Genomic DNA, 13920 nt, shown 5'->3' with positions numbered 1-13920 from the left:
TTTTGGCGAAGGTCAACAGTTCATGACGACGGACAGCGGCGGGCGCAAGGCGACGATCAAGGACGTCGCCCGCGAAGCGGGCGTCTCGCCCACCACCGTGTCCCACGCCCTGAACGACCGCGGCCAGGTCGACCCGCAGACCCGCGCCCGCGTCGAGCAGGCCGCCCGCAGCCTGGGCTACCGGCCCAACCGGCACGCGCAGCGCCTTCGCACGCACGAGGCGCACATGATCGTGCTGCTCTCGTCCATGCCATTCGCCGTTGCGGGCGGCCCGTCACGGCTGGGCTTCATGATGGAAATCGCCGCCGTGGCCGCGGCGGCCGCCCTGGACCGGGGACTGGCGCTGGTGCTGGCGCCGCCGAAGGAATCCGGGCGCATGCCGATCGAGACACTGGAGGTGGATGGCGCCCTGGTGATCGAGCCCTCGGCGGGCGACGCCAATCTGCAGGACCTGCAGCGGCGCGGGCTGCCCGTCGTCACGATCGGCAAACCCTACGGCAATCCGGGCGACCTGCCCCACGTCGACATCCACTCCGGACACACCACGCAATTGCTACTGGAGCATCTGCAGGCCCAGGGCGCGCGCCGGGTGGCCATGATCCTGGGCGCGCAGGCACGCAACTCGTATGTCGAGTCGCGCGCCGCGTACGAGCGCTTCGCGGCCGCACAAGGCCAGGCACCGCTGCTGGTTCAGGCCGACGAGGCGCTGGGCGAGGCGGCCGGACAGGCCGCAGCCGCCGCCCTGCTGGCGGCGCATCCGGACATCGACGCCCTGTGCGTGCCGGTGGACGCTTTCGCCGTCGGCGCCGTGCGCGCCCTGCACGCCGCCGGGCGGCGCATCCCGCAGGACGTGATGGTCGTCACCCGCTACGACGGCATCCGCGCGCGCACGTGCGAGCCGCCGCTGACGGCTGTGGACCTGCACCTGGACGAGGTGGCGCGCCAGGCGATCGACCTGCTTTTCGCCCACCTGCGCGGCGAGGATGCGCCGCGCGAGGTGGCCGGCCCGATCGCGCAGCTGGTGGTGCGCGCGTCATCAGCGCGACTCGGCTGAGCGGGACCGCCGCTATGCTTGGGGCCGGCCGGCAAGACCGCGCTGCGGCGCCCTCGCCCGCTCGCGCATCGCCCGGCCGCCAGATCCCGCAGCCTTCGGGCTCCCCGCATTGCACAAGGTACCCAACGACATGAAGACACGCATCACCGAACTCTTCGGCATCGAACATCCCATCATCCAGGGCGGCATGCATTTCGTCGGCCTGGCCGACCTGGCCGCGGCCGTCTCGAATGCGGGCGGGCTGGGCATCATCACCGGGTTGACGCAGAAGACGCCAGAGCTGCTGGCCAGGGAAATCGCGCGCTGCCGCGAGATGACGGACAAGCCGTTCGGCGTGAACCTCACCTTCCTGCCGACAGTGACTTCGCCCGACTACCCCGGCTACATCAAGGCCATCATCGACGGCGGCGTCAAGGCGGTCGAGACGGCCGGCAACAACCCTCAGAAGTGGATGCCCATGCTCAAGGAAGCCGGCATCAAGGTGATCCACAAGTGCACGTCGGTGCGTCATGCGCTCAAGGCCGAGGCCATCGGCTGCGACGCCGTCAGCGTCGACGGCTTCGAATGCGGCGGCCACCCCGGCGAGGACGACGTGCCCAATTTCATCCTGCTGCCGCGCGCCGCCGAAGAGCTCAAGATCCCCTTCGTCGCCTCCGGCGGCATGGCCGACGGCCGCTCCCTCGTGGCCGCGCTGGCGCTGGGCGCCGAAGGCATGAACATGGGCACGCGTTTCATCGCCACGCGAGAGGCGCCGGTGCACGAGAACGTGAAGAAGGCCATCGTCGCCGCCAGCGAGCTCGACACGCGGCTGGTGATGCGTCCGCTGCGCAACACCGAGCGCGTGCTGACCAACGACGCGGTCGAGCGGCTGCTGAAGAAGGAACGCGAGCTCGGCGCCTCGATCAAGTTCGAGGACATCATCGACGAAGTGGCCGGGGTCTATCCGCGCATCATGCAAAAGGGCGAGATGGAAGCCGGCGCCTGGTCCTGCGGCATGGTCGCGGGCCTGATCCACGACGTGCCGACCGTCAAGGAACTGATCGACGGCATCATGGCGCAGGCCGAGACGATCATCCGCAAGCGGATGGGCGCAATGCTGGGTTGAGAGCCGCATGAAAATCGCCACCTGGAACGTCAACTCCCTCACCGCACGCCTGCAGCACGTGCTGGACTGGCTCGCGGCCAATCCGGTCGACGTGCTGTGCGTGCAGGAACTGAAGCTGACCGACGACAAGTTCCCGCTGGAGGTGCTGGCCGCGGCCGGCTACGAGGCGGCGGTGTTCGGCCAGAAGACCTACAACGGCGTGGCGATTCTCAGCCGCGCGCCGGTGCGCGACGTGGGGCGCAACATCGTCGGCTTCACCGACGAGCATTCGCGCGTGATCAGCGCCACGCTGGAGACGGCGACCGGGCCGCTGCGGCTGGTCAATGGCTACTTCGTGAACGGGCAGGCGCCCGGCACCGACAAGTTCGCCTACAAGATGCGCTGGCTGGAAGCCCTGCGCGACTGGCTGCAGAAGGAGCTGGAAACCAATCCCCGCCTGGTGCTGCTGGGCGACTTCAACATCACGCCGGAAGACCGCGACAGCTTCGACCCTGAGGGTCTGCGCGAGACCATCCACCACACGACCGAGGAGCGCAACCACTTCAAGGCCTTGCTGGCGCTGGGCCTGGTCGACAGCTTCCGCCTGTTCGACCAGCCCGACAAGAGCTATTCGTGGTGGGACTATCGCATGCTGGGCTACCAGAAGAATCGCGGCTTGCGGATCGACCATATCCTGGTCAGCCAGGCCCTCGTGCCCGAGGCCAAGGCCTGCATCATCGACCGCGCACCGCGCAAGTGGCCCAAGCCCAGCGACCATGCGCCGGTGGTGCTGGAAATCTGATCGGCGCGGTGAAACAGGGCGCCGGCTGACGGTGCAGCGGGGTCTCGGCTGACACCGGCCGATGCGCGGTTGAAGCCCCGCGCAGGCAGAATCCTCGCGAATGCTCATCAGCTCACCCCGACTTCCCGGCTGGCGGCTCGCCCCGCTGGCATTGGCGCTGCTTCTCGGCGCCTGCGCGCAGGCTCCGTTCGGGTCCAAGCCCGATGAAGCCGCCAAGGCGGACGAACCCGCCCTCGACACCATCTCCGTGCAGACGCCGCAGATAAAGGCCTACCGCAAGGTAGCGGCGCGGCACATCTACGCGAAGTACCCCAAGCGCATCTATCCGAAGAAGATCCCGCCGCTGGTGTACGCCGTCGTGGTCGTCGAGACGCACCTGGACGCACACGGCAACGTGACGCGCGTCGCCTTCAGCCGCACGCCCGGGCACGCCCCCGAAGTGCCGCCGCAGATCGCCGAGATGATCCGCGAGGCTTCGCCCTTTCCCGACCCGGGCAATGTCGGCGCGCACACGTACGTCGACACCTGGCTGTGGGACAAAAGCGAGCGCTTCCAGCTCGACACGCTGACCAAGGGGCAGCTGAGCAGGTAGCCCGCCGCACGGCGGCGCGGCCCGCGCGGCCTACTCCTCGCCGTCGCCGCGGTCGAGGTGCAGTTCGGCAATCTTGCGCGTGATGGTGTTGCGGCCGATGCCGAGCTTCTGCGCAGCCTCGATGCGGCGTCCGCGGGTGTTGGCCAGTGCGGTGAGAATCAGGCGCGACTCGAAGCGACGGGTCAGCGCGTCCCACACGTCATGACGGCCCGCGGCGAGCAACGCCTGCGCTTCCTGCTCGAGGCCGCTCTCCCAGGAACCGCCTGCATTCGACGCCGGCGACGGGACGGCCAGCGCGGCGGTCGAATCGGGCATCGCCGAGACGGCGGGCGCCGGCACGGCAGCGAACGGGTCGGCCGGCATCTCGCCAAGGGCCGACGTCAGCGGCACGGCTGCAGAGGCCGGCAGCGCCGACTCGCCAGCGTTGCCAACCAGCACTTCGGGCGGCAGGTCCTTGGGCTCGATGAGCTGGGCCGGTGCCATCACCGTGAGCCAGTGGCAGATGTTCTCCAGCTGGCGCACGTTGCCCGGAAAGCCGAATGCCGAAAGCTGCCCCAGCGCCGCGTCCGAGATGCGCTTGGGATCCACGCCCAGCTGCTTGGCGCTTTGCTGCAGGAAGTGCCGGGTCAGTGCCGGCACGTCCTCGCGGCGTTCGCGCAGCGCCGGCAGCCGCAAGCGGATGACGTTGAGGCGGTGGAACAGGTCTTCGCGGAAGTTGCCCTGCTTGACGCGCTGCTCCAGGTCCTGGTGGGTGGCGGCGATCACGCGCACGTTTGCCTTGACCGCGTTGTGCCCACCCACGCGGTAGAAGTGACCATCGCTGAGCACGCGCAGCAGCCGCGTCTGCAGGTCGAACGGCATGTCGCCGATCTCGTCGAGGAACAGCGTGCCGCCTTCGGCCTGCTCGAAGCGGCCGCGCCGCATCGTCTGCGCGCCGGTGAAGGCGCCGCGCTCGTGGCCGAACAGTTCGCTCTCGAGCAGGTCCTTCGGGATCGCCGCCGTGTTGATGGCCACGAAGGGGCCGTTGGCGCGCGGCGAATGCTTGTGCAGCGCGCGTGCCACCAGCTCCTTGCCGGAGCCCGACTCGCCGGTGATCAGCACCGTGACGTTGCTCTGCGACAGGCGGCCGATGGCGCGGAACACGTCCTGCATCGCCGGCGCCTGGCCGAGCATCTCGGGCGCGGCCACCATGCGTTCCTCGGCCACTTCCTCGCGCTGGCTCTCGTCGACGGCGCGGCGGATGAGCTCGACCGCGCGCGGCAGGTCGAAAGGCTTGGGCAGGTACTCGAAGGCGCCGCCCTGGAAGGCGGAAACGGCGCTGTCCAGGTCCGAGTACGCGGTCATGATGATGACCGGCAGTCCGGGCAGCTTTTCCTTGATCTTCTCGAGCAGATCCAGGCCCGAGCCACCGGGCATCCGGATGTCGCTCACCAGCACCTGCGGGCCCTGGCTTTCGTCGTCGGCGGCGTCCTCGAGTGCCGTCAGTACCTCGCGGGTGTTGGTGAAGCTGCGCGTGGGCAGTTCTTCGCGCAGCAGCGCCTTCTCGAGTACGAAGCGGATCGATTGGTCGTCGTCAACTATCCAGATCGGCTTCATGCAGTTCCTTGTGGCTTGCTGCTCAGGGCAGCGGTATCAAAATCTTGAAATCGGTCCGGCCCGGTCTGCTTTCGCACTCGATCACGCCATGGTGCTGTTGTACGAAGGTCTGCGCCAGCGTGAGTCCGAGTCCGGTCCCGCTCTCGCGCCCCGAAACGAGGGGCAGGAAGATGCGGTCCTTGATCGCGTCCGGCACGCCCGGTCCATTGTCGATGACATGCAATTCCAGTGCCAATCGATACCACTGCTTGTTGAAGATGACCTGGCGCACCACGCGTGTCTTGAAGGTGATGCACGCATCGCCCGCGGCCCGGCGCTCGGTCAGCGCCTGCGCCGCGTTGTGCGCGATGTTGAGCGTCGCCTGGATGAGCTGTTCGCGATCGCCTCGAAACTCGGGGATGGAGGGATCGAAGTCGCGCTCGATGTTCAGGCCCTGCGGGAACTCGGCCATCAGCACCGACCGCACGCGCTCGCACACTTCATGGATGTTGACGTCGCCCACCACGTGCGGACGGCGGTGCGGCGCCAGCAGCCGGTCGACCAGCGTCTGCAGCCGGTCGGCCTCGTGGATGATGACCTGCGTGTATTCGATCAGGTCGCGCGATTCCACTTCCATCTGCAGCAGCTGCGCCGCGCCGCGGATGCCGCCCAGCGGGTTCTTGATCTCGTGCGCCAGGTTGCGGATCAGCTCCTTGTTTGCGCGTGCCTGCTCGAGCAGGCGCTCTTCCCGGTCCGCCCGCACCTGCTGCTCGAGCGGCACCATCTCGATGACCAGCTCCGCCTGCCGGTCGGCCAGCGCGAGCGTGACCTGGACGGGCATCGGCTCGTGGCTGGCGCGGCGCAGTTGCGCTTCGTAGCGCAAGGTGGCGAAGTCGTTGGCTCGCGCACCGTCGATGGCGGTGTGCAGTACCTGCGGCTCCAAGAAGACGTTGGCGAAGTCCACGCCCTCGAGCGTTCGGCGCGAGCTGCCCAGGGCATCCTCGAGCGCCGCGTTCGCGAACAGCAATGTTCCGTCGGCCTTGACGATGGCGATGAGAGTGGCCAGCAGGTCGAAAGCCTGGAATCGACGGGCGAGTACCGCGGGTTTGCCGAACGCCATGGCTCAACCCCCGGCCGGCGCACAAAGTGCGCGCGCCGTGATCAGTTGGCGGCCGGCGCCGCCGCGCCCGCAGGCGGCAGCCGATCGATTTCGCGCTGGATGCCCGCGATGTCGCTCTGGTTGCGGTCGATCTGCGCCTTCATCTCGGCGGTGCGGTCCAGGTATTTCTGGTAGTTGCGCGCCTCCGAACCCTGCTTCTCGGGCTCGCCGTTGTTGTATTCCTTGAGCAGCTCGGCCTGCCGCGCCTGGGCCTTGCGCAATTCCGACTCGAGGACCGTGCGGGCCTCGCTGTCGCGCTGGCGCTGCAGCGTGTCGTCCACGCGCGGACTGCCGGCCGGCGAGCGCGCGGCACTGGCCGTCGACGTCGACGAGCCGCCGCCAAAGCGCGGCGACTGCACCACCGTCACGTTGCCGCCTTCGACCGGCTTGCAGTTGCGCTTCTGCGCGGACGCCGCGTCGTTCGTGTATTCGTTGCCACAACGCCAGACCCGCTGCTGCGCAGCGGCCGGCAGGGCGAAGGCGGTCAGGGTAACGGCCAGCAGGCATGTGAGGTGGCGTGGCTTCATGGTGATGGAAGGGCAGTGGCTGGCGATTGACGCATTTTGAAGCAATTCGCCGTCAACGCCATCAGCATCTCCCCACGAACGAAAAGGGACGGCCCTGCCGTCCCTTCGCATTTGCAACCAAAGGCCTCAAGTCGCAGGACCGTGAGGCCGAAGGCGTGCTTACAGCGAGTAGTACATGTCGAATTCGACCGGGTGCGGCGCCATGCGGAAGCGGGTGACTTCCTGCATCTTCAGCTCGATGTAGGCATCGATGAAGGCGTCGGTGAACACGCCGCCCTTGGTCAGGAAGCCGCGGCCCTTGTCCAGGTACTCCAGCGCCTGGTCCAGGCTGTGGCAGACGGTCGGGATCTTCGCGTCTTCTTCCGGCGGCAGGTGGTACAGGTCCTTGGTGGCGGCTTCGCCCGGGTGGATCTTGTTCTCGATGCCGTCCAGGCCGGCCATCAGCAGCGCCGAGAAGCACAGGTACGGGTTGGCCAGCGGGTCCGGGAAGCGCGCTTCGATGCGGCGCCCCTTCGGGTTGCTCACGAACGGGATGCGGATCGAGGCCGAGCGGTTCTTGGCCGAGTAGGCCAGCTTCACCGGGGCTTCGAAGCCGGGCACCAGGCGCTTGTAGCTGTTGGTGCCGGGGTTGGTGATGGCGTTGAGCGCGCGGGCGTGCTTGATGATGCCGCCGATGTAGTACAGGGCGGTGTCGGACAGGCCGGCGTAGCCGTCACCGGCGAACAGGTTCTTGCCGTCCTTCCAGATCGACTGGTGCACGTGCATGCCCGAGCCGTTGTCGCCCTGGATCGGCTTGGGCATGAAGGTGGCGGTCTTGCCGTAGGCGTGGCAGACGTTCCAGATCACGTACTTGAGCTTCTGCGTCCAGTCGGCGCGCTCGACCAGCGTGCTGAACTTGGTGCCGATCTCGTTCTGGCCGGCGCCGGCGACTTCGTGGTGGAACACCTCGACCGGGATGCCCAGGCTTTCCAGCACCAGCGAGATCTCGGCGCGGATGTCCTGCGTGCTGTCGACCGGGGGCACCGGGAAGTAGCCGCCCTTGACGGTGGGACGGTGGCCGGAGTTGCCGCTCTCGTACTTCTTGCCGGTGTTCCAGGGGGCTTCGTCGACGTCGATCTCGACGAAGCTGCCCGACATGTCGCTCTTCCAGCGCACGTCGTCGAAGATGAAGAATTCGGGCTCGGGACCGAAGAAGGCGGTGTCGCCCAGGCCGGACGCCTTCAGGTAGGCCTCGGCCTTCTTGGCGATCGAGCGCGGGTCGCGGTCGTACGGCTTGCCGTCGGCCGGCTCCAGCACGTCGCAGGTCAGGTTGAGGGTGCTTTCCTCGTAGAACGGGTCGATGACGGCCGTGTTCGGGTCCGGCATCAGCAGCATGTCCGATGCCTCGATGCCCTTCCAGCCGGCGATCGAGGAGCCATCGAAGGCGTGGCCGGCGGTGAACTTGTCTTCATCGAAATGCGAGACGGGCACCGTGACGTGCTGCTCCTTGCCGCGGGTGTCGGTGAAGCGGAAGTCGACGAACTTGACCTCGTTTTCCTTGACGAGTTTGAGTACATCGGCGACGGACTTTGCCATCAAATTCTCCTGTTTGGACGGGGTGGTTGTGAAGGTATGTGGTGCACGGATGCAGGTTCTGTGCCACTCAAGGGTGCATCCGCGCCTTGCCATCGGCATGGCGGATTGCACCATTATTGGGCGAATCCGCCGCTTTTTCGCTACGAGTTGTTCAACGCACCAATTCAGGGCCCAATCGTGCATCAAATTCGTGCAGGCCCTCGGTCAGCGCGGCGAATGCCGCGTCGATCACGTCGGCGGCCCCCTTGACGCCCAGCTCGATATGGCGCCCGTACTGAGGATGGTCGACGCTGGGCAGGCTGAACACCTTGATGCCAGGGAAGCGCGCCTCGACCGCCAGCATCATTGGCGTCAGGGTCGCTTCCATGGCGCCGAACACGATCACGGACTTCTCGCGCACGGACCGCGTCGCGAACAGGTGCGCGTACTGGCGGTCCAGCACGCTCTCGATCATGGGCCAGGCCATGACCGGAAAGCCGGGCACGAAATGGACGTCGCCCACGCTGAAGCCGGGGATCTTGTTGTACGGGTTGGCGATGATGCGCGCGCCTTCGGGAAAGACGCCCATGTTGAGGCGGTGCACGTTGTCGGGGCGGTCGGGTTCGTAGGGAACGCTCTGCTCGCGCGCCGTGTCCTGCATGCGCTCGCGGATCAGCGCCTCGGCCTCGGGATGCAGGGCCAGCGGGACGCCCAGCGCTGCGCCGGCGCATTGCCGGGTGTGGTCGTCCGGCGTGGCCCCGATGCCGCCGGTGGAGAACACCACGTCGCCGCTGGCGAACGCCTGCCGCAAGGCGGCGGTGATGCGCACCGGGTCGTCGCCGACGTACTGCGCCCAGGCCAGCGACAGGCCGCGCGCGGCCAGCAGCTCGATCACCTTGGGCATGTGCTTGTCCAGCCGCTTGCCGGACAGGATCTCGTCGCCGATGACGATGAGGCCGAAGTCTTGACTCATGGTGCTTCCCATTGCCGGCTGGTCGCGGCCGACAGTTCGACCGCGGGCGCGTCGGGCCCCGGTATGGCTGCCGCGGCTGCGCGCACGGCCCGCTGCTGCGTCAGGGCTTCGAGGCAATAGTGTGCGAACCACAGCGCCGAGAAGGCGAAGACCAGCGTGTAGATCCAGATGGCGATCGGTATGAGCACGAAGAACGCCGCAGCAAAGACTACGGCCGAGGCCCAGACGATGCTCGGCGCCGCCCCGAGGTAGCCGCACAGCACGCCGATGGCGAACAGCGGCCAGCGGTGCGCGCGCAGCAGTTCGCGGCGCTCATCGGCGCTCGCGTGCTCGGACAGGGCGTCGAAGCTCATCACCTGGTAGGTCAGCCAACCCCAGATCAGGGGCGGCAGCACCAGCACCAGGGGCGGCACCAGCCACAGCGGCACCGAGACGATCAGCGCCAGCAGCGCCAGCAAGGTCATGCCGAGCGAACGGAACATGCTCAGGAAGAACGAAGCGCCGTGCTTTTGCTGCAATGCCGGGAAGCGTCGCTGGGCGACCAGCCTGGTGAGAGCCGGCGCCATCAGGCCGGAGACGATGAGCAGCGAGATCACCACGATCACCGGCGTGGCGAGGAAGATCACCAGCATCGGTGCGAGCACCGACTTGAAGTCGGCGGCGCCGGCACTCTCGATCCAGCCCCACAGGCTCGACAGGATCGGCCAGGCGTCAAGCGCCTCGCGCATCCAGGCCACCGCCGGCGTCCAGTAGAAGTAGCCCAGACCGATTCCACCGATGGCCATCAGCGCCAGCGGCGCCAACGACAACACGATCACGCGCGGATGCAGGCAGTAGGCGACGGCGCGCCAGAAGGAATCGAGTAGAAGTCGCATCGGGCCCCGAGCATAGCGCGCCGGGCGGCCCGCTCAGCCCTGGCCGGCCAGCCTTTTCAGCCCCATCCACTGCTGCGCCCAGAAGCCCCGGCCGTAGTCGCGCAGCCGGCCGCTCGCGTCGGGCTCGACCTGGTCGCGGATGCCGGTCGGGTCGTAGCGGCTGGAAAAGTCGGCGGTGCCGAACAACACGTCCCACCAGGGCAGCAGCACGCCGAAGTTGTGACCGCCCAGGAGAGGCCGGGCCGGCGCGGGCGCGCCCGCCCGCTTGGGGGCCTCGTGCCCTCTTCCCACGCTGTGGTGCAGGCGATGGAAGCGCGGACTGACCCACAGGCGCTCGCCCACGCGCCCGAAATGGAGCCGCAGGTTCGCATGCTGCAGGCTCTCGCTCAGCTGGGTCAGCGCCACCAGCGCGATGAACTGGCCGGGCGCGACACCGATGACCTGGGCCACCAGCACGATCAGCACGTCGCGCAGCGCATCGTCCAGCAGGTGGTTGCGGTTGTCGGACCACATCGTCATCTGCTGCTGGGAATGGTGCAGGGCGTGCAGGCTCCACCACCACCGCAGGCCGTGCTGGCCCCGGTGGATCCAGTAGTCGACGAAATCCAGCACCACCAGGTAGAGCACGAAGGACACCCAGGCCAGGTCGGTCACGCCGGGCCAGATGGCGTCGAGCTGCCAGCCGGCCCAGCCGGCGGTGTGCAGCGGGCCGACCACGCCGTCGAAGAAAGGCTGCAGCACGAAGAACATCAGCAGGCGGAACAGCCCCAGCCGATGAATCACGGTATAGAAGATGTCGGTGCGCACGGCCGAACGGTCGGTCACGGCGAAGACCGGCCGCCAGCGCTCCAGCGGCCCTATGACGGCCAGCAGCACCGCCAGTTGAACCAGGCCGACCAGCAGCCAGCCGGTGGCGTCGAAGGCGTCCTCGCCCCAGCCGCCGAGCCCGGCCGAGAACACCAGCGGCTGGACGACGGTCTCGAACAGCCACAGCTGCCCGGCGGAAAAGGCGTCTGACAGGGTGTCGAGCAGCATCGCGCGCGTCCTGGTCGGTCGTCGGCCCGCCCTAGCGCGCGGTCGCGCCCGGCGCTGCCGCCGCGTCGGCGCGGGCGGCGAACCAGCCCTGGTAGTCGGGGTGCTCGCGCATTGTGCGGAAGCAGAAGCCCCGTTCCTTGAGCCCGGTGATCAGGGGCTCCAGCACCGCCGGCGCCCACGGGTCCTGGCGCGACCGGATGCCCAGGTGGGCCAGCAGGATATCGCCCGGGCGGATGTCGCGCAGCGCCTGCGCCAGCAGCTTGTCATTCGGGTACTTGTCGCTGGGCAGTTCGTCGCCCAGGAAGCCGGCCGCCGACCAGCCCACGTGCGCGTAGCCGCACTTGCGGGCCGCGGCCAGGAGCTTGTTGGAGATCTTGCCGCCCGGCGCCCGGAACAGGGGCAGCGGCTTCTTGCCGGTCAGGTCGAGCAGGCGCTGCTCGGACTGTGCGATGTTGGCGCAGTACTGCGCGGCCGTCCAGGTGAACTCGCGGTCGGCCAGGGCGCCGGCGCTGGGACGCACCCGGAACCGCGGCTCGACGCTCTTCTCGTCGCCGCGCCAGTAGACGTGGTCGTAGGTGTGCGAGGCGAACTCGTCGCCGGCGTCGGCGCGGGCGCGCCACCAGTCGCGCCAGTGGTTGTCCAGGCTGTCGCCGCCTTCGATGGTGCGCTCGGCCGCGGCGAAGAAGGTCACCCGCACGTGCTGCCGGTCGAGCACCTGCGCCACCAGCGGCGCCACGCTCATCGTGCCGGTGTCGAACGTCAGGTAGACCGGCTTGTTGCAGGCCTCCTCGGCGCCTGCCAGGGGCGCCGCCACGCTCAGCGCCAAGAGGGCCAGGCCGCCGAGCCAACTGGTGAGCGCGGGCTTAACGCGTGACATGGTCGAGCGTCCAGACGCCGTGCGGGGAGCGGCCCACCTTGACCTGCCGCACCAGTTGCAGGCTGGCCACGTCGACCACGCTGAGCTTCTTGGCCCAGCGCGAGGTCACCAGCAGGGTCTTGCCGTCGGCCGACACGTCCATGCAGTCCGGACCGCCCGGCACCGGGAAGGTGGCCAGCACCTTGAGCGTGTTCACGTCGATGCGGCTGATGGTGTTGGCCACGCGGTTGCTGATCAGTACCGATTGCCCGTCGCCCATGGAGCGGAAGGCGTGCGCGCCCTTGCCGGTGGGGATGATGCCGACCGCGTGCGGCGTTGGGCCGGCGACGTCGAACACCTGCACGCCCTCGCCCCCGGTCAGGCCGACCAGAAGCGTGCGGTCCTGGTGGACGCCGAAGATGTCGGCCGGCATGGACCCGGTCGGGATGCGCCAGCGGATGCTCTGGCTGGCCAGGTCGACGGCGACCAGTTCATCGCTGTCCTGCATGGTGACGTAGGCGGTGGTGCTCTTGCCGTCGATCCAGATGTGGCTCGGCGTCTTGCCGGAGGCGATGCGCTTGGCCAGCGTCAGGTCGCGGCCGTCCCAGCGATAGATGTCGATGTGGTTGAGCCGGTTTCCGGCCGTGACGAACCACTTCATGTCCGGCGAGAAACGCAGGTGGTACGGGTCGATGATGCCGCCGACCACCCGCTGGACCTGGGCGGTGCGCGGATCGAGGAAGGTGAGCGAGTCGCTGGCAGAGTTGGCCACGATGACCGACCGCTGGTCCGGCGTCAGGTAGATGTGGTGCGGCTCCTTGCCGGTGGCAATGCGCTCCTTTTCTTCCCAGGTGTGCGGATCGATCACGCTGACCGAGGCGTCGAGCGAATTGAGCACGAAGATGGGCGTGGACAGGTGCCCGTCGGCCGCCACGGCAAGGGCGGCACCGCCGGACAGCATGGCCGCCGTGCAGAGGAAGAATGCCGCAAGGCGGCTTGGACGGAAAACGGAAGGCAACGCGCGGCTCCTGAGGGTCAGCAAGCTTAACGAGCCAGGCCTTCGTTGCGCTGACATGCGCAGGCGATTTTTCTATCTAGGAAGGGTCGCGCAACGCCGCCATCTCGTCCTGGGTGAGCCAGCGCCATTGCCCCGGCGCCAGGTCGGGCGGAAGCGCCAGCCCTCCGATCCGGGAGCGGTGCAGCGTCTCCACGCGGTTGCCCACGGCCGCGACCATCCGCTTGACCTGGTGGTATTTGCCTTCGGTGAGGGTCAGCCGCAGTGCGCATTCGCCGGTCGCCTCGCAGGCGGCGGCGCGTACCGGGCGCGGGTCGTCGTCGAGCACCACGCCGGCGAGCAACCGCTCGACCTGGCGCGCATCGACCGGATGCCGCGTGCCGACTTCGTAGACCTTGGGGACGTGGTGGCGGGGGGAATTCATCCGGTGGATGAATGGCCCGTCGTCCGTGAGCAACAGCATGCCGGTGGTGTCCTGGTCGAGCCGGCCGATGGCCTGCACGCCGGTCGTGCCGCCTTTTTGCGGGCGCTGGCGCAACGGCGCCGGCAGCAGGGTGTAGATGCTCGGGTAGGCCGACGGCTTCTGCGAGCATTCGGTGCCGGCCGGCTTGTTGAGCATGAGATATGCCTTGGGGTGGTAGCTCCAGTCCTGGCCCTGGACGGTGAAGACCAGGTCGCCGTCGGCCTCGAACTCGGCCGCGGCGTCGTCGACCGGCTCGCCGTTGACCCGCACGTGTCCCTGCTGGACGAGCCCGGCGCAGACGCGCCGGGTACCGAAGCCCTGGCTGAACAGGATGTCCTGGAGTTGCAGCAAAGCCA

General features: G+C 68.1%; 14 protein-coding genes. 4 read left to right on the top strand and 10 right to left on the bottom strand.

Going from position 1 to position 13920, the window contains the following annotated elements:
* The first annotated feature begins 22 nt into the window (after positions 1-22).
* From VES41_RS14820 to VES41_RS14805, 4 genes are all read left to right on the top strand, one after another.
* Positions 23-1054 (top strand): LacI family DNA-binding transcriptional regulator, encoded by a 1032-nt coding sequence (locus VES41_RS14820; protein WP_324818352.1) that lies wholly within the window; start codon positions 23-25, stop codon positions 1052-1054.
* A 130-nt stretch (positions 1055-1184) separates the two neighbouring features.
* A complete protein-coding gene (locus tag VES41_RS14815) occupies positions 1185-2159 on the top strand; it encodes a nitronate monooxygenase (RefSeq protein ID WP_324818350.1) in 975 nt (324 codons plus the stop codon).
* Positions 2160-2166: 7 nt separating this feature from the next.
* Positions 2167-2940 (top strand): exodeoxyribonuclease III, encoded by a 774-nt coding sequence (gene xth, locus VES41_RS14810; RefSeq protein ID WP_324818347.1) that lies wholly within the window; start codon positions 2167-2169, stop codon positions 2938-2940.
* Positions 2941-3040: 100 nt separating this feature from the next.
* Positions 3041-3532 carry a hypothetical protein gene (locus tag VES41_RS14805; protein ID WP_324818345.1) on the top strand — a complete coding sequence of 164 codons (492 nt, stop codon included), beginning with the start codon at positions 3041-3043 and terminating at the stop codon, positions 3530-3532.
* A 30-nt stretch (positions 3533-3562) separates the two neighbouring features.
* Here VES41_RS14805 and ntrC read toward each other — a convergent pair whose 3' ends face one another.
* The 10 genes from ntrC to VES41_RS14755 all read right to left on the bottom strand — a co-directional run bounded on the left by ntrC (position 3563) and on the right by VES41_RS14755 (position 13912).
* Positions 3563-5128, bottom strand: coding sequence for a nitrogen regulation protein NR(I) (gene ntrC, locus VES41_RS14800; RefSeq protein WP_324818342.1), 1566 nt, complete (start codon positions 5126-5128; stop codon positions 3563-3565).
* Between the two features lie 22 nt (positions 5129-5150).
* Positions 5151-6227: a nitrogen regulation protein NR(II) gene (gene glnL, locus VES41_RS14795; protein ID WP_324818340.1), complete on the bottom strand. Its 1077-nt coding sequence runs from the start codon at positions 6225-6227 to the stop codon at positions 5151-5153.
* Positions 6228-6268: 41 nt separating this feature from the next.
* A complete protein-coding gene (locus tag VES41_RS14790) occupies positions 6269-6793 on the bottom strand; it encodes a hypothetical protein (protein WP_324818338.1) in 525 nt (174 codons plus the stop codon).
* Between the two features lie 159 nt (positions 6794-6952).
* Positions 6953-8368 (bottom strand): type I glutamate--ammonia ligase, encoded by a 1416-nt coding sequence (gene glnA / locus VES41_RS14785; protein ID WP_324818335.1) that lies wholly within the window; start codon positions 8366-8368, stop codon positions 6953-6955.
* Positions 8369-8519: 151 nt separating this feature from the next.
* On the bottom strand, positions 8520-9320 hold the full coding sequence (locus VES41_RS14780; RefSeq protein ID WP_324818332.1) for a competence/damage-inducible protein A: 801 nt from the start codon (positions 9318-9320) through the stop codon (positions 8520-8522).
* A complete protein-coding gene (locus VES41_RS14775; RefSeq protein WP_324818329.1) occupies positions 9317-10195 on the bottom strand; it encodes an EI24 domain-containing protein in 879 nt (292 codons plus the stop codon). Before VES41_RS14775 ends, VES41_RS14780 begins: the two co-directional genes overlap by 4 nt.
* A 33-nt stretch (positions 10196-10228) precedes the next feature.
* Entirely contained in the window at positions 10229-11227 is a 999-nt protein-coding gene (locus VES41_RS14770) for a sterol desaturase family protein (protein WP_324819518.1), read from the bottom strand.
* Between the two features lie 34 nt (positions 11228-11261).
* Positions 11262-12107, bottom strand: a complete 846-nt coding sequence (locus VES41_RS14765; protein WP_324818326.1) for a polysaccharide deacetylase family protein — start codon at positions 12105-12107, stop codon at positions 11262-11264.
* The gene (locus tag VES41_RS14760) at positions 12094-13047 is read right to left on the bottom strand and encodes a YncE family protein (RefSeq protein ID WP_324819516.1); all 954 of its coding nucleotides are present in this window, start codon (positions 13045-13047) and stop codon (positions 12094-12096) included. The genes VES41_RS14765 and VES41_RS14760 overlap by 14 nt, the downstream gene beginning before the upstream one ends.
* Positions 13048-13180: 133 nt before the next feature.
* Positions 13181-13912, bottom strand: a complete 732-nt coding sequence (locus VES41_RS14755) for a 16S rRNA pseudouridine(516) synthase (protein WP_324819514.1) — start codon at positions 13910-13912, stop codon at positions 13181-13183.
* Positions 13913-13920 lie beyond the last annotated feature (8 nt).

This window comes from Variovorax sp. (genome assembly GCF_035634955.1).
Taxonomy (GTDB): domain Bacteria; phylum Pseudomonadota; class Gammaproteobacteria; order Burkholderiales; family Burkholderiaceae_C; genus Variovorax.
The sequence above is the reverse complement of the archived record's forward strand: the minus strand, read 5'-3'. Positions and strand labels throughout refer to the sequence as shown.